The sequence below is a fragment of the Streptomyces sp. NPDC051211 genome (assembly GCF_040689505.1).
Lineage (GTDB): Bacteria > Actinomycetota > Actinomycetes > Streptomycetales > Streptomycetaceae > Streptomyces.
Genome location: NZ_JBFBAV010000009.1, coordinates 38834 through 53648, shown reverse-complemented (window position 1 = coordinate 53648; position 14815 = coordinate 38834). Strand labels below are relative to the sequence as shown.

Annotated in this window: 15 protein-coding genes; 13 read left to right on the top strand and 2 right to left on the bottom strand. The window is 70.8% G+C overall.

Annotation, left to right across the window (positions count from 1 at the left end):
- The first annotated feature begins 14 nt into the window (after positions 1-14).
- The 8 genes from AB0447_RS11920 to AB0447_RS11885 all read left to right on the top strand — a co-directional run bounded on the left by AB0447_RS11920 (position 15) and on the right by AB0447_RS11885 (position 5986).
- Positions 15-596, top strand: a complete 582-nt coding sequence (locus AB0447_RS11920; RefSeq protein WP_366476583.1) for a hypothetical protein — start codon at positions 15-17, stop codon at positions 594-596.
- Between the two features lie 50 nt (positions 597-646).
- Entirely contained in the window at positions 647-1279 is a 633-nt protein-coding gene (locus tag AB0447_RS11915; protein ID WP_366476451.1) for an MBL fold metallo-hydrolase, read from the top strand.
- Positions 1280-1309: 30 nt separating this feature from the next.
- Positions 1310-2089 carry an exodeoxyribonuclease III gene (locus tag AB0447_RS11910; RefSeq protein ID WP_366476450.1) on the top strand — a complete coding sequence of 260 codons (780 nt, stop codon included), beginning with the start codon at positions 1310-1312 and terminating at the stop codon, positions 2087-2089.
- Positions 2090-2105: 16 nt separating this feature from the next.
- Positions 2106-2543, top strand: coding sequence for a DUF6278 family protein (locus AB0447_RS11905; protein WP_366476449.1), 438 nt, complete (start codon positions 2106-2108; stop codon positions 2541-2543).
- A gap of 191 nt (positions 2544-2734) precedes the next feature.
- Positions 2735-3478, top strand: a complete 744-nt coding sequence (locus AB0447_RS11900) for an amino acid ABC transporter ATP-binding protein (RefSeq protein WP_366476448.1) — start codon at positions 2735-2737, stop codon at positions 3476-3478.
- A 14-nt stretch (positions 3479-3492) separates the two neighbouring features.
- Positions 3493-4446, top strand: a complete 954-nt coding sequence (locus tag AB0447_RS11895) for a glutamate ABC transporter substrate-binding protein (protein ID WP_366476447.1) — start codon at positions 3493-3495, stop codon at positions 4444-4446.
- 17 nt (positions 4447-4463) lie between these two features.
- Positions 4464-5108, top strand: coding sequence for an amino acid ABC transporter permease (locus AB0447_RS11890; RefSeq protein WP_366476446.1), 645 nt, complete (start codon positions 4464-4466; stop codon positions 5106-5108).
- Positions 5105-5986, top strand: coding sequence for an amino acid ABC transporter permease (locus tag AB0447_RS11885; RefSeq protein ID WP_366476445.1), 882 nt, complete (start codon positions 5105-5107; stop codon positions 5984-5986). The genes AB0447_RS11890 and AB0447_RS11885 overlap by 4 nt, the downstream gene beginning before the upstream one ends.
- A 28-nt stretch (positions 5987-6014) precedes the next feature.
- Here the strand turns inward: AB0447_RS11885 and AB0447_RS11880 are convergent, their stop codons facing one another.
- On the bottom strand, positions 6015-7610 hold the full coding sequence (locus tag AB0447_RS11880; RefSeq protein WP_366476444.1) for a CocE/NonD family hydrolase: 1596 nt from the start codon (positions 7608-7610) through the stop codon (positions 6015-6017).
- A 120-nt stretch (positions 7611-7730) separates the two neighbouring features.
- Positions 7731-8909, bottom strand: coding sequence for an Ig-like domain-containing protein (locus tag AB0447_RS11875; protein ID WP_366476582.1), 1179 nt, complete (start codon positions 8907-8909; stop codon positions 7731-7733).
- 250 nt (positions 8910-9159) lie between these two features.
- Here AB0447_RS11875 and AB0447_RS11870 point away from each other — a divergent pair, with 250 nt between their 5' ends.
- The 5 genes from AB0447_RS11870 to AB0447_RS11850 all read left to right on the top strand — a co-directional run bounded on the left by AB0447_RS11870 (position 9160) and on the right by AB0447_RS11850 (position 14806).
- Positions 9160-10323, top strand: a complete 1164-nt coding sequence (locus AB0447_RS11870; protein WP_366476443.1) for a peptidoglycan bridge formation glycyltransferase FemA/FemB family protein — start codon at positions 9160-9162, stop codon at positions 10321-10323.
- Between the two features lie 80 nt (positions 10324-10403).
- Positions 10404-12005 carry a murein biosynthesis integral membrane protein MurJ gene (murJ, locus tag AB0447_RS11865; protein WP_366476581.1) on the top strand — a complete coding sequence of 534 codons (1602 nt, stop codon included), beginning with the start codon at positions 10404-10406 and terminating at the stop codon, positions 12003-12005.
- Between the two features lie 35 nt (positions 12006-12040).
- Complete coding sequence (locus AB0447_RS11860; protein WP_366476442.1) at positions 12041-12721, top strand: response regulator transcription factor; 681 nt, start codon at positions 12041-12043, stop codon at positions 12719-12721.
- A 130-nt stretch (positions 12722-12851) separates the two neighbouring features.
- Entirely contained in the window at positions 12852-14309 is a 1458-nt protein-coding gene (locus AB0447_RS11855; RefSeq protein WP_366476441.1) for an ATP-binding protein, read from the top strand.
- Positions 14306-14806 (top strand): hypothetical protein, encoded by a 501-nt coding sequence (locus AB0447_RS11850; RefSeq protein WP_366476440.1) that lies wholly within the window; start codon positions 14306-14308, stop codon positions 14804-14806. The genes AB0447_RS11855 and AB0447_RS11850 overlap by 4 nt, the downstream gene beginning before the upstream one ends.
- Positions 14807-14815: the final 9 nt, after the last annotated feature.

Below are 14815 nucleotides of genomic sequence, written 5' to 3'. Positions count from 1 at the left end.
CCCCGCCCCCCACCCTGCCCCGCCAGGCCGCCGCCCCTGCCACCGACGAGGCTGCCGCCGCCCCGGCCCCCGCCGAGGACCGCCGGCACGTGGTCCGCCGCCGCTGGCTCACCGCGATCATCATCGTGCTGCTGATCGGCATCCCGGCGGGCTACCTGGCCGTCTCCGCCGAGCAGAGCCGCAGCAGCGGCCGCGACAAGGCCGCCAAGGCGGCCGCCGACCAGGTGCGCCCCGGCTGGCCCTCGCGGGTCCAGCGCAGCATCTACGAGGTGCCGGTCCCGGCGCGGTCCACCGGCGTCGGCTTCTACGAGACCAACAACTGGCGCACCAGCCGGCTGTACGTGCAGTTCACCACCACGCCGACGAAGCTCGAGGAGTTCCTCGGTGCGCTCGGCACCAGCCTGGACGCCCTCACCCCCGGGGTCTCCATCGGTGAGCGGGACGCCGGGGTGGCCGGCTGGAGCTGGTCCGCGGAGCACCAGTGGTACGGCACCACCCACGACCAGCCGGACCCGCGCCCCACCCAGGACATCACCGTCGACCTGACCGACCCGGAGCAGCCCCGGGTCTACGTGGTGTCCACCGCGACCCCGTGACATCGCGCTGATCCGCCCCCGAGCGGGTCTTCCCCCCTAGCCTGGGGATCATGAAGCTCACCAAGAAGCTGCACTCCTGCATCCAGCTGGAAAAGGCCGGGCGCACCCTCGTCATCGACCCCGGCGCCTTCAGCGAACCCGACGCGGGCCTGGGCGCGGACGCCCTGCTGGTCACGCACGAGCACCCGGACCACTTCGACGAGGGCCGGCTGCGAGCCGCCCTCGACGCCAACCCGGCCGCCGCGCTGTGGACCCTGCGGAGCGTCGCCGAGCAGCTGTCGGCCGCCTACCCGGGGCGGGTGCACACCGTCGGCCACGGGGACACCTTCACCGCCGCCGGCTTCGACGTGCAGGTGCACGGCGAACTGCACGCCGTGATCCACCCGGACCTTCCGCGGGTCACCAATGTCGGCTACCTCGTGGACGGTTCCCTCTTCCACCCCGGCGACGCCCTGACCGTGCCGGACGCCCCGGTGGAGACCCTGATGCTCCCGGTGCACGCCCCCTGGAACAAGATCTCCGAAGTGATCGACTACGTCCGCGAGGTCAAGCCGCTCCGCGCCGTCGACATCCACGACGCCTACCTCGCGGACCTGGCCCGGCCCATCTACGACATGGCCCTCGACAAGCTCGGCGGCGCCCCGCACTCCCGACTCACGGCCGGGGACTCGGCCGCCCTGTGACTGTCGGTGCCGGGCGGTAGGTTGGACGGTATGCGTATCGCCACGTACAACGTCAACTCGATCACCGCCCGGCTGCCCCGGCTGCTGGCCTGGCTGGAGAGCTCCGGCACGGATGTGCTCTGCATCCAGGAGACCAAATGCTCCGCGGAGCAGTTCCCGGCCGCCCAGCTGCGCGAGCTCGGATACGAGTCGGTCGTGAACGCCACCGGCCGGTGGAACGGGGTGGCCCTGCTCTCCCGGGTCGGCATGGAGGACGTGGCGCTGGGCCTGCCCGGCGGCCCCGACTACGAGGGGATCCAGGAGCCCCGGGCGATCTCCGCGACCTGCGGGGGAGTGCGGGTCTGGTCGGTGTACGTGCCCAACGGCCGCGAGGTCGAGCACGACCACTACGGCTACAAGCTGGACTGGTTCCGCGCCCTCTCGGCCGCCGTCGCCGAAGACGCGGCCGGCCCGCGCCCGTTCGCCGTGCTCGGCGACTTCAACGTGGCCCCGACCGACGAGGACGTCTACGATCCGGCGGTCTTCGCGGGCCTCACCCACGTCACCCCGGCCGAGCGCGCCGCGCTGGAGGCACTGCGTGCCGCCGGGCTGTCCGACGTCCTGCCGCGCGCCCTCAAGTACGACCGCCCGTACACCTTCTGGGACTACCGGATGCTCGCCTTCCCCAAGAACAAGGGCATGCGCATCGACCTGGTCTACGGCAACCCGGCCTTCGCGAAGGCCGTCAAGGACGCCTACGTGGACCGTGAGGAGCGCAAGGGCAAGGGCGCTTCGGATCACGCGCCGGTCGTTGTCGATCTCGACGTGTGATGCGACGCTGGGGGGTATGAACATCCCTTTCCTGGACAACTGGCTGAATCGGCACGAGACCGGACAGGGTGCGCTGGCCGCGGCGCTCGAGGGCGATCCCGAGGGCGTGACCGAGATGTTCTCCGAGTGCGAGATGCTGCGCGTCCAGGCGAGGGCGGGCGGGCTGGAACTCGACGAGAGTCCGGCCTCGTTGGAGGCCCTGGACCAGATGATGCCGCGCTGGCGCCGGGATCCGGAGGTCACTCCCTGGCTCGGCAACGACGCCGGCTTCTACCTGGGCACCGTGATCATCCGGACGGTGCCCGGCTCCGGCTGGCAGGTGTGGCCCAACGGCCAGCCGGTGATCCGGCTGGCCTCGGGCCGTGAGCTGAACGTGGTGGAGTCCGGCGTCGCCTGGGCGATGACCGGCTCTCCGGAGCTCTGCCAGGCCTACGCCGAGGCCTCGGAGGGCTGATGCAGAGCCGTCCCGCGGCCGCTCCGGGGTAAGTCGGGGCCGCCCTGGGGCCGGCCGTGGGTCGGCCGGGACTGTCCCTCGAACGGGCGACATTTGGCTTTATGCCCCTTTTACGCGTGTCGAGGCGAAGTGCCCTTCCCCGACTGGATAGTTTGCGCTGACCTCGACACAGCCAAAAAGTGGGGCAGCGTATGGCCGTCGATCCGTTGATCGAGCTGCGGGACGTCAACAAGTACTACGGAAAGCTGCACGTCCTCCAAGACATCAACCTCACGGTCGCCCGTGGGGAGGTGGTGGTGGTCATCGGCCCCTCCGGCTCCGGGAAATCCACCCTGTGCCGGGCGATCAACCGGCTGGAGACCATCGAATCCGGCACCATCCTCCTCGACGGCCACCCGCTGCCCGCCGAGGGCAAGGAGCTCGCGGCCCTGCGCGCCGAGGTCGGCATGGTCTTCCAGTCCTTCAACCTCTTCGCGCACAAGACCGTCCTCGCCAACGTCTCGCTGGCCCAGATCAAGGTCCGCAAGCGCAAGAGGGACGAGGCGGACAAGCGCTCCCGCGAACTCCTGGAGCGGGTCGGCCTCGCCTCGCAGGCGGCGAAGTTCCCCGCCCAGCTCTCCGGCGGCCAGCAGCAGCGGGTGGCCATCGCCCGCGCCCTCGCCATGGACCCCAAGGCGCTCCTCTTCGACGAGCCCACCTCGGCCCTCGACCCCGAGATGATCAACGAGGTGCTGGAGGTCATGCAGCAGCTCGCCCGGGACGGGATGACCATGGTCGTGGTCACCCACGAGATGGGCTTCGCCCGCTCCGCGGCCAACCGCGTCGTGTTCATGGCCGACGGCAGGATCGTCGAGGACCGCACCCCGGAGGAGTTCTTCACCGCTCCGGAGAGCGACCGGGCCAGGGACTTCCTCTCCAAGATCCTCAAGCACTGAAGGGCCGCGGACACATGACCACGACCCGCGGTTCCCGCCTGCCCGCTTCCCGCCGGCTCGCGCGCCTGCCCGGCCTCCTCCTGGTCCTCCTCCTCGCCCTGCTCGCGGCCGTCACCGGCTGCGGCAAGGAGGGCAGCCCGCCCGTCAAGGGGCCGCAGCCCGAGGACCTGCCCGTCTACCAGGTCGCCACCGGCTTCAGCCTGCCCGCCTCGCCCACCTGGGAGCGCGCCAAGCGGCGCGGCCGGCTGGTGGTCGGGGTCAAGGAGGACCAGCCGTACCTGGGCGAGAAGGACCCGGCCGGCGGCGGCTACTCCGGCTTCGACATCGAGATCGCCAGGATGATGGCCGCCTCCCTCGGCTTCGACCCGAAGAAGATCGAGTTCAAGACCGTCGCCTCGGCCAACCGCGAGACCGCCCTGCAGAACGGCCAGATCGACTACTACGTCGGCACCTACACCATCAACGACAACCGCAAGAAGCAGGTCGGCTTCGCCGGCCCCTACTACCTGGCCGGACAGTCCCTGCTGGTCCGCCGCGACGAGACCGGCATCAACGGCCCCCAGGACCTCGCGGGCAAGCGGGTCTGCTCCGCCGCCGGCTCCACCCCCTACCAGCGGCTGCAGCGGGAGTACCCCAAGGCCGTCCTGGTCGCCTACGACACGTACTCGGTCTGCGTCGACAACCTGCTGACGTACCAGGTCGACGCGGTCTCCACGGACGACTCGATCCTCCTCGGATACGCGGCCAAGGTCCCCGAGGAGCTCAAGGTCGTCGGCAAGCCCTTCTCCGAGGAGCCCTACGGCATCGGCGTCCCGCGCCGTGACAACGCCCTCCGCTTCGCCCTCGACGACGCCCTCGCCGCCAACGAGAAGAACGGCAACTGGAAGAAGGCGTACGAGGCGACGCTCGGCCTGTCCGGCGTGCCCGCCCCGCAGCCGCCCGCCATCGACCGCTACCCGGCGAGCTGAGGGGAGCCCGCACCACCATGGACGTACTCACCGAGAACTTCTCGCTCTACGGCAAGGGCTTCCTCGGCACCGTCGAACTCACCGTCTACGCCTCCCTGCTCGCCCTGGTCCTGGGCTTCGTCATGGCCTCCTTCCGGGTCGCCCCGATCGGCTCCCTCCGGGTGTTCGGCACGGTCTGGGTGACGGTCCTGCGCAACACCCCGCTGACCCTGCTCTTCTTCGCGGTGCTGCTCGGGCTGCCCCGGTTCGGGCTGGTCCTGCCCTTCCAGCTGTTCGCCGTCCTCGCCCTCGGCTGCTACACCTCGGCGTTCATCTGCGAGGTCCTGCGCTCGGGCATCAACACCGTCCCCAAGGGGCAGGGCGAGGCCGCCCGCAGCCTGGGGATGTCCTTCACCCAGACCCTCGGCGACGTGGTGCTGCCGCAGGCGTTCCGCTCGGTGATCCCGCCCATCGGATCCACCCTGATCGCCCTGGCCAAGAACTCGGCGATCGCCGGCGCGTTCAGCGTCACCGAGCTGCTGGGCACCTACAAAACACTCAATGAACTCGGTTACAGCATCATCTGGACCTTCATCTGGATCGCCGTCGGCTACCTGATCATCACCCTGTCCATCAGCGCGCTGTTCAACGTGCTGGAGAAGCGTTGGGGGATCGCCCGATGACCGCCCACACCCTCCACGGGGACCTGGAGTCCACCGCCCTCTACGACATCCCCGGCCCCAGGGCCCAGCGCCGCCACTTCCTCTACGGGGTCCTCTCCACGGCGGTGATCCTGGCGCTGGCCGGCTGGATCCTCTACCTGCTGTTCGACACCAACCAGTTCACGGCCGCCAAGTGGTCGCCGTTCCAGTACACGGGGATCCAGGAGCTGCTGCTCAGGGGGCTGGGGAACACTCTGAAGGCCTTCGCCTACGCCTCGGTGCTGTCGCTGGTCCTCGGCGCGGTGCTGGCGACCGGGCGGCTGTCCTGGCACCGGCCGGTGCGCTGGCTTGCCACCCTGTGCGTGGAGTTCTTCCGGGCCATGCCGGTGCTGGTGATGATCTTCTTCATCTTCGTGGCGCTGAAGGTCCAGCCGCTGCCCGCGCTGGTGGCAGGGCTCACCTTGTACAACGGCTCGGTGCTGGCGGAGGTGTTCCGTACGGGCATCAACGCGGTGGAGCGCGGGCAGCGCGAGGCGGCGTACGCGCTGGGCATGCGCAAGACCCAGGTGATGACGTACGTACTGGCCCCGCAGGCGGGCCGGGCGATGCTGCCGGCCATCATCAGCCAGCTGGTGGTGGCACTGAAGGACACCTCGCTCGGCTTCCTGATCACCTACGAGGAGTTCCTGCACGCGGGCAAGCTGATCGCCTCGAACCTCGACTACGACCTGCCGTTCATCCCGGTGGTGATGGTGATCTCGCCGATCTACATCGGGATGTGCATGCTGCTGTCCTGGTTCGCCACCTGGGTGGCCAGGCGCCAGCGGCGCAGCCCCAAGACCGAGGCGGTCGACGTCGCCGCGGCCGAACCGGGGCCGGTGCTGCCGGGACAACCCTAGGCGGCCCCGCCCCGGCAGCAGCCGGAGATCACTGTTCGCGCAGCGGGACCGAGACGTACGAGGGATCGGACCGCGGCGAGGAGAAGGTCAGCTGTGCGCCGGCGGGGTTGTGCTCGATGTAGAGCGGGTCGACGGTGTCGATGACCAGAGCGAGCCGGTGGCCCTCGGGCACGTCGTAGGCGGTGGAGAAGAGCTCCAGGTCCACGCCGAAGGCCTGGCCGGGGGTCTTGCCGTGGAAGGTGTGGGGGGCGTTGGAGACCAGCTTGCCGATGCCGAGGGGGCCGACGTCGTAGAGGTAGGCGACGAAGGTGCCGTCCCCCTTGGTGGGGGTGACGGTGGTGTGCAGCTTGACGGAGCCGCGGATGCGGCGGGCCTCCTCGTACCGCTCGGACTGCCAGACGGCGGCGAAGGCGCGGGGGAGCAGCGGGACGGAGGCCATCGGCGGTGCCTTGACGAACTGGTCCAGCAGGTTGGACAGCAGCAGGATGCCGCCGTTGGCACCGGAGTCGATGTTGGCCCACACGTGCTCGGAGTCGTTCAGCAGGAGCTTCTCGGTGCCGGCCGCGCCGACCGATTTCCAGTCCGTATAGCCTTCGTAGTCCTCGTCTCCTTCGGCGGTACGGGACTTCAGCTGGACCGGCAGCTCGCGGTCGATGCCGTTGTCGGTGCCCTTGAGGTGGCGGTCGAACCAGCGGTGGGCGCTGGTCCAGGTGTCGTTGGGCAGGCCGAGCAGGCCGGTGGCCTCGGCGGTGGCGTGGTCGCCGGGGCGGAACTCCAGGCGCTTGGGGCCGGTGAGCTTCTCGTAGAAGGCCGCGTACTGGTTGGGCGGGAAGAGGGTGTCGCCCCAGGCGTTGCCGAGCATGACGGCGGCGCCGTTGGCGTTGATCCTGTCGATCTGGGCGACGGGGGAGCGCTTGCGCCCCCACTCGATCATCTCCTGCTCCTTGTCGAGGTTGGAGCCGAGGAAGTCGCCGAGGATCCGCTGGAGTTCGGGGCCGGGGCGGCCGGTGAGGTAGCCGGCGGCGCCGAGCATGGCGGCGGCCTGGAGGTGCTGGGTGCGGCCGGAGTAGATGGACTCGATCAGGTCGGCCCAGCCGCTCATGGCCACCACGGCCTTGATGCGGCTGTCGTGGGCCGAGGCCATCAGGCTGATGCCGGCGCCGTAGCTGACTCCGCCCACGCCGATGCGGGCCGGGTCGGCGGGGGCGGTGGCCAGGGCCCAGTCGATGACCGCGGAGACGTCGGCGACGTCGGCCGGGCCCGCGACCTCGATCTGCCCGCCCGACAGCCAGAAGCCGCGCGAGGTGTAACTCACCACCACGTAGCCGGAGTCGGCCAGCTTCTTGGCCTGGGCGATGTATTCGATCTGCGGCATGCCCCAGCTGGTGGGGAAGACGATCAGGGGGTACTTCTGGCCGGCCTTCGCGCCGGCCGGGGTGAAGACGTTGCCCTTGAGCGTGATGCCGCCGGAGCCGGAGATGTCGTGGAACCGGAGCTCCGACTGCGCGGTCGTTCCGGCAGCCGCGGTGGCGGCGGGCGCCGCCTGGGCCTGGTGGGGGGCCAGGCCCAGGGCGGCCGCGGCCAGGAGCGCCGTCACGGTCGCGGCGGTGGGGGTGCGGGCCATCAATCGCTCCTCGTGTGTGCCGGGTCGTCAAAGTGACCCGACGGTAACGGGAGCGGCTTACCGGAAGTAACCCATGGGTAAGTTACGTGCAGGTAACGATTGAACAGAAGTCAGGACGGCTCAGCCGTTCTGCTGGGCGCCGGTCAGGGCGCTCTTGGCCTTCCACTGGTCCCAGCTCAGGTTCCACTGGGTGTACCCGTTGCCGAGCTTGGCATCGCCCTTGGAGCCACTGCCCGTCACCTCGACGAGGTCGCCGACCTGGGCCATGCCGAACAGCGCGGCGGCGTTGGTGTCGCTCATCCCCACGCAGCCGGAACTGGCGTTGGCGCGACCGAAGTTGCCGGCGTTCCACGGGGCGGCGTGGATGTACATGCCGGACCAGGTCACTCGCATCGAGTACTTGACCATCTTGTCGTAGGCGTCGCCCAGGCCGACCGTCTCGGAGTTCATCCGGATGGTGCCCTCCTTCGACATCAGCGCCATCTTCCCCGACCAGGACGCCTTCTGGCCGCCGGGCGTGCCCGCGGAGACCGGGATGGTCTTCACCGTCTGGCCGTCCTCGGTCACCGTCATCTGCTTGGTGTTGAGATCCACCTTCAGCCGGCGGTCCTTGCCGATCTTGAACTCGGTGTTGTAGTCGCGGACGAAGTAGCCGCCGCCCTGACCGGAGTTCACGCCGTTGAGGTCCATCTGCACCTTCACCTCGGTGCCGGACTTCCAGTACTCCTTCGGCCGCCAGTCGACCCGGTCGTTGCCCGAGTAGTCCGTCATCCAGCCCCAGGAGCCCTCGGTGTTGTTCGAGGTGGTCACCTTCAGGAGCTTCTCCACCTCGGCCTTGTTCTTCACCGGGTTGTCGAAGACCAGCGAGATCGGCTGGGCGACGCCCACCGTGGAGTTCTTGCCCGGGAAGATCGAGACCTTGTTCACCTTGTCCGCGGCGCTGGTCTTGAACCGGGTGCTCGCGCTCTGGCTGTCGGTGTTCCGGGCCTCCACCTTGTACTCCGTGCCCGGCGCGGCGTTTCGCTCGGAGGTCCAGGTCCTGCCGTCCGGGGATATCTGCCCGACCAGCTCCCCGCCCTTGGCGTCCGTCACCTTCACCTCGGAGAGCTTCCCCTCGGCGAGCGTCACCTTGACCGGCTCGCCGGCCTTCACCTGGTCCCCGGCCAGGTTCACCGAGACCGCCATGTCCGGCTTCTTCTTCATCTTCGCGTCGCCGGCGCCGCCGTCCGAGCCGCCGGACCCGCCCGAGCCGCCCGAGCAGGCGGTCAGGGTGGCGGCCAACAAGGCTGCGCCCGCCATGGCGGCGTGACGTGCGGTACGGCGTGTGCGGCTCAACGAAAACCCCTCCGAAGTAATGAGCGTCCGCAAAGTAGGAGCGAACGGAGCGACTTTAGGTTGCGGAATCCGGCGAAAAAATCCGGAGATGGCTTGTGACATGGACCGCAGCAGAACGGTCATCATCCGGTCACAATCGCCGCGCACTTCGGTCATGGACCGCTGTGAGAGTCCTGTGCACCACCCCGTAGGACGTACCGGAAGGCCGAAAGCCGTGTGTGCACTGCTTGTGAACCCCGCCCCGCAGGAGCTCGACCGGGAGCTCGCGGTCCGCACCCTGTCCGTCCCCGAATACCAGTGGTTCCTCTCGCAGCACCGGCAGGCCAGCTTCCTGCAGTACCCCTCCTGGGCCGGCGTGAAGGACCTCTGGCGCTCGGAGAGGGTGGGATGGCACTCGCCCACCGGTGAGCTCCTCGGTGGCGCCCTCGTTCTCTATCGCCAATTCCCCGGCACCCGCAAATACTTCGCCTACCTTCCCGAAGGCCCCGTCGCCGACTGGTCCGATCCGCACATCGACCGCTGGCTGACCCCGCTCAAGCGCCACCTCCGGGCGGCCGGCGCCTTCGCCGTCCGGATCGGCCCCACCCCCGCCTACCGCCGCTGGGACGCCGCCACCGCCAAGGCCGCCACCGGCCCCGGCCGGCAGATATCCGACGTCCTCGCCACCGAGGTCGACCCGCTCGGCACCGCCGTCGCCGACCGGCTGCGCACCCGCGGCTGGAAGCGCTGCGGCGGCGAGGACGACGGCGACGCCCAGCCCCGCCACGTCTTCCGGGTTCCGCTGGCCGGCCGCTCCCTCGACGACCTGTGGTCCGGCCTCAACCAGGAATGGCGCCGCAACGTGCGCAAGGCCGAGAAGGCCGGAGTGCAGACGGTCCTCGGCACCGCCGCCGACCTCCCCGAGTTCTACCGGCTGCTGCGGATCACCGAGGAACGCGACGGCTTCGCCCTCGGCCGCTCCCTCGGCTACTACCAGCAGCAGTACGAGGTCCTGAACGCCGAGGCACCCGGCCGGATGCGGCTCTACCTGGCCACCCACCAGGGCGAGATCCTCGCCGCCCACACCATGATCACGGCCGGCCGGCGGGTCTGGTACCAGACCGGTGCCTCCGCCGACCACCGCCGCGAAGTTCGCCCGAGCAACGCCTTGCAGTGGCGCATGATGTGCGACGCCCACGCCCTCGGAGCGGACGAGTACGACATGCGCGGGGTACCCTCCACCCTCGACCCCGACGAACGCTCGTTCGGACTGCTGCGCTGGAAGCTCGGCACCGGCGGGCAGATCGTCGAAACCCTCGGCGAGTGGGAGACCCCGATGGACGGATACGCCAACACCGCGCTCTACAAGGCCTTCCAGGCCTACCTGGCCCGCCGGTGACGGACACCGCAACCCTGCCCGCGGACGGGCAGGCCCGGCAGCCCGGGGACGCCGAAGCCGCAGCACCGAAGAAGACCTCGGTGCTGCGCAGCGGCGCGCTCATGGCGGCCGGCTCGATCGTCTCCCGCGCCACCGGCTTCATCCGCTCCGCCGTGGTCGTCGCCGCCCTCGGCACCGGCCTGCTCGGCGACAGCTACGCCGTCGCCAACACCGTCCCGAACATCCTGTACATGCTGCTCATCGGCGGCGCCCTCAACGCGGTCTTCGTGCCCGAACTGGTGCGCGCCGCCAAGGAGCACCGCGATGGCGGCCAGGCCTACACCGACCGGCTGCTGACCGCCTGCACCGCCGCCCTCCTGGTGCTCACCGCGGCCGCCGTGCTCGCCGCGCCCCTGCTCGTCGCCGCGTACACCGACTACGACGGCGCACAGGCGAGCACCACCGTCGCCCTGGCCCGCTACTGCCTGCCGCAGATCCTCTTCTACGGCCTGTTCACCCTGCTCGGCCAAGTGCTCAACGCCCGCGGCCGGTTCGGCGCGATGATGTGGACCCCGGTCCTCAACAACTTCGTGATCATCGGCGTCTTCGGGCTCTTCCTGTACCTCGCGCACGACGCCTCGGACGGCCTGACGGCCGCCGAGACCCGGCTCCTGGGCATCGGCACCACCGCCGGCATCGCCCTCCAGGCCCTCGCCCTGATCCCCTCGCTGCGCGCGGCCCGGTTCCGCTGGCGCCCCCGCTTCGACTGGCGGGGCAGCGGCCTGGCCCGCCCCCTGCGCAACGCCGGCTGGCTGGTCATGCTGGTCCTCACCAACCAGATCGCCTACTGGGTGGTGACCCGGCTCTCCACCACCACCGGAGCGCAGGCCGTGGAAGCCGGCCTCGCCGGCGGCGCGGGCTACACCGCCTACAGCAACGCCTACCAGCTGTGGATCGTCCCGCAGGGCATCATCACCGTCTCCCTGGTCACCGCCCTGATGCCCCGGATGAGCGCCGCCGCCGCCGACGGCGACCTCACCGCCGTCCGCCGCGACGTCGGCTACGCCCTGCGCTCCAGCGCCGCCCTGGTCGTGCCCGCCGCCTGCCTGTTCGCCGCGCTCGCCCCCTGGGTCATGGGCAGCGTCTTCGAGTACGGGCGCACCGGCGCCGCCGACATCGAGGTGATGGCCGGCATGCTGGCCGCCTTCGCGCCCGGCCTGATCGCCTTCTCCGGCCAGTACGTCCTCTCCCGCGGGTTCTACGCCCTCTCGGACACCCGGACCCCGTTCTTCCTCAACCTGGTGATCGCCGCCCTGAACGCCGCGCTCTCCGCGGCCGCCTACTGGCTGCTGCCCGCCCGCTGGGCCGTCACCGGCATGGCCGGGGCCTACTCGCTCGCGCTGATCGCGGGCTGCGCCGTCACCGCGTACACCCTCGCCCGACGGCTCGGCCCCCGCGGCGGCACCCGCATGGAGCGCCGCACCACGGCCCTGCGCACCCACCTGCGGCTGCTGGCCGCGAGCATCCCGGCCGCCGCGGCCGGCTGGGCGGCCGCCCGCGCCGCCGACGGTCTCGGCAACCTCGCGGCCCTCGCCACGGGAACCGCGGTCCTCGCCCTGGTCGTCGTGCTCCTCGCACGGCCACTGCGCCTGACCGAGATCACCGACCTGCTGGACTCCCTGCGCCGCCGCCTCGGCCGCTAGGCGGAGTCGGCCGAGACTGCTGGGATACTGACCCGATGCCACGCGTACTCCTGATAGAGGACGACCCCTCCGTACGAGAAGGGGTCGGTCTCGGCCTGCGCCGCCGCGGCCACGAGGTGAGCGCCGCCGAGACCGGCGAGGAGGGCCTCGCCCTGCTGCCCGGCTTCCGCCCCGAACTGGTGCTGCTCGACCTGATGCTGCCCGGTATCAACGGGGTCCAGGTGTGCCGCCGGATCCGCGACACCAGCCAGATCCCGATCATCATGCTGACCGCGCGCGGCGACGACTTCGACGTGGTCGTCGGCCTGGAGGCCGGAGCCGACGACTACATCGTCAAACCCGCCCGCACCGAGGTCATCGAGGCCCGCATCAAGGCAGTGCTGCGCCGGCTCACCGACCCGACCGGCCGCCCCGAGATCGACTTCCACGGCGAACTCGCCATCGACCGGTCCGGCCTGACCGTCGCCAAGGACGGCGAGCGCGTCGCCCTCGCCCCCAGCGAGCTCAAGCTGCTGCTGCACCTGTCGGCCTCGCCCGAGCAGGTCTTCAGCCGGCAGCAGCTCCTGGAGTACGTGTGGGAGCACAGCTACCACGCGGACGCCCGGCTGGTGGACGCCTGCGTCCGCCGTCTCCGCACCAAGATCGAGGACCCGGACGGCAGCCCGCGCTACATCCAGACCGTGCGGGGCTTCGGCTACCGCTTCGGCCCGCTGTGACCGCGGCTTCCGCTGTGACCGCGCCGTGCACGGTGACGGCGCCGTTCGCGGTGAGTACGGTGCCCCCGGTGAGTACGGCGCCCTCGGTAGGTACGGCGCCCCTGGTGAGCACGGCGCCCCCGGTGACCCGGTGATACGTTTCCGCGCGCTCGGCCTGCGCACCCGCCTGATCGCCGCCTTCCTGCTGGTCGCCGTGATCAGTGCGGTGACCACGGCCGCCTTCACCTACCGCGAGGCGCGCACCGCCATCCTCAAGCAGAGCCAGGACAGCGCCGTCGGCACCCTGCGCGACCAGGTCGAGAACCTGCCCGCGGCCACCCTGCCCCCCACCGTGGACTTCCTGCGCTCGATGGTGGCGGAGATCAACAAGCGCAGCAGGCCGCCGCACGGCTGGTACGTGTACGCCGAGTACGGCTCGCTCCGCGCCTCCACCACCGGCCGGCCCTCCTCCCTGGTCACCGACGAACTGCGGGCCCGGGTCACGGCCGGCCCGGCCGCGGTGTTCCAGCGGGTGACCGACCCGTCCACCGGCATCCCGACGCTGGTCGTGGGCATGCCGACCATGTTCGAGTACGGCGACGTCCGCCGGCCCACCGGGATCGTCTTCTACGCCACGATGCCGCTGATCTCCGAACGGGCCACCGTCGCCCTGATGGTCGACGCGGCCCGCAGCGGCGCCCTGCCCGGCCTCGCCATCGCCCTCGTCCCCGCCCTGCTCGCGGCCCGCAGCGTGCTCCGGCCGGTCCGGGACATGCGGCGGGCCACCCAGCGGATCGGGCGCGGGCAGCTGGACACCCGGATCGAGGTCCGCGGCGCCGACGAACTCGCCGGGCTCGCCCGCACCTTCAACGAGACGGCCCGCGCCCTGGAACACTCCGTGGCCGAGCTCCGGCAGGCCGAGACCCGGGCCCGCCGCTTCGCCGCCGACGTCTCGCACGAACTGCGCACCCCGCTGGCGGGGATGCTCGCCGTGACCGAGGTGCTGGACGAGGACGCCGAACACCTCGACCCCGACACCGCGAAGGCACTCCGGCTGATCAGCGCCGAGACCGGCAAACTCGCCGTCCTCGTCGAGGACCTGATGGAGATCTCCCGGTTCGACGCCAAGGCCGCCGGACTCAACCTGGACGACGTGGACATCGCCGAGGCCGTCGGCAAGACCCTGGAGCGCCGGCACTGGGGGCCCGGCGAGGTCCGCACCGTCCTCCCCCCGGGCGTCCGGGCCCGGCTGGACTCCCGGCGCTTCGACGTGGTCCTCGCCAACCTGGTCGGCAACGCCCTCAAGCACGGCGACGCCCCGGTCCTGGTCACGGTGCACACCCGGCCGGACCCCGGAGACGGCGGCGGCGAACGGCTGATCCTCGAGGTCGCCGACAGCGGCCCCGGCATCGCCCCCGAGGTACTGCCGCACATCTTCGACCGCTTCTTCAAGGCGGACGCGGCCCGCACCCGGTCCGCGGGCAGCGGTCTCGGGCTCGCCATCACCCTGGAGAACGTCCGGCTGCACGGCGGAACGGTGCGAGCCGCCAACGGGGCCGCCGGGGGAGCGGTGTTCACCGTCGAGGTGCCCTTGGAGGCGCGCACATGAGATGGCTGCGGACCCTCGCCGCGGCGAGCGCGCTGCTGGCGGCAGCCGGCTGCGGAATCAAACCCACCGAGGTGATCGAGAGCGGCCGGTCCGCCACCATCACCATCGACAGCGAGAAGGAGAGCCGGCCCCCGCTCGTCTTCCTGGTGGACAAGGGCGGACGGCTGGCCCCGGTGCACCGCCTGCGCACCCCACCGCCCTCCGTCCCGGACCTGCTCCGCCTGCTGACCGCCGGGCCCACCGACCTGGAGCGGGCCGCCGGGCTCCGCTCCGAACTCCCCGCCGAGGAGCGGGTGGCACCCGTCATCGAGCTCGTACAGGAGGCCACCATGCAGATCCGCCTGCGCGTCCCGGTCGAGGAGCTGACCACCGTCGCCCTCCGCCAGCTGGTGTGCACCTTCGCCTTCGCCACCTCCCAGGACGGCCTGGGCCCCGTCCTCGTGGCCGGCCCCGACGGCAAGGCCTCGGCGCACCGGTGCGACGAGGCCGCCGACTGATCCGCCCTT

What these genes read in the sequence shown, in the direction of transcription:
- AB0447_RS11915 (WP_366476451.1), top strand. Translation starts at nt 647, where the DNA reads ATGAAGCTCACCAAGAAGCTGCACTCCTGCATCCAGCTGGAAAAGGCC.
- AB0447_RS11910 (WP_366476450.1), top strand. Translation starts at nt 1,310, where the DNA reads ATGCGTATCGCCACGTACAACGTCAACTCGATCACCGCCCGGCTGCCC.
- AB0447_RS11905 (WP_366476449.1), top strand. Translation starts at nt 2,106, where the DNA reads ATGAACATCCCTTTCCTGGACAACTGGCTGAATCGGCACGAGACCGGA.
- AB0447_RS11900 (WP_366476448.1), top strand. Translation starts at nt 2,735, where the DNA reads ATGGCCGTCGATCCGTTGATCGAGCTGCGGGACGTCAACAAGTACTAC.
- AB0447_RS11895 (WP_366476447.1), top strand. Translation starts at nt 3,493, where the DNA reads ATGACCACGACCCGCGGTTCCCGCCTGCCCGCTTCCCGCCGGCTCGCG.
- AB0447_RS11890 (WP_366476446.1), top strand. Translation starts at nt 4,464, where the DNA reads ATGGACGTACTCACCGAGAACTTCTCGCTCTACGGCAAGGGCTTCCTC.
- AB0447_RS11885 (WP_366476445.1), top strand. Translation starts at nt 5,105, where the DNA reads ATGACCGCCCACACCCTCCACGGGGACCTGGAGTCCACCGCCCTCTAC.
- AB0447_RS11880 (WP_366476444.1), bottom strand. Translation starts at nt 7,610, where the DNA reads ATGGCCCGCACCCCCACCGCCGCGACCGTGACGGCGCTCCTGGCCGCG.
- AB0447_RS11875 (WP_366476582.1), bottom strand. Translation starts at nt 8,909, where the DNA reads ATGGCGGGCGCAGCCTTGTTGGCCGCCACCCTGACCGCCTGCTCGGGC.
- AB0447_RS11860 (WP_366476442.1), top strand. Translation starts at nt 12,041, where the DNA reads ATGCCACGCGTACTCCTGATAGAGGACGACCCCTCCGTACGAGAAGGG.
- AB0447_RS11850 (WP_366476440.1), top strand. Translation starts at nt 14,306, where the DNA reads ATGAGATGGCTGCGGACCCTCGCCGCGGCGAGCGCGCTGCTGGCGGCA.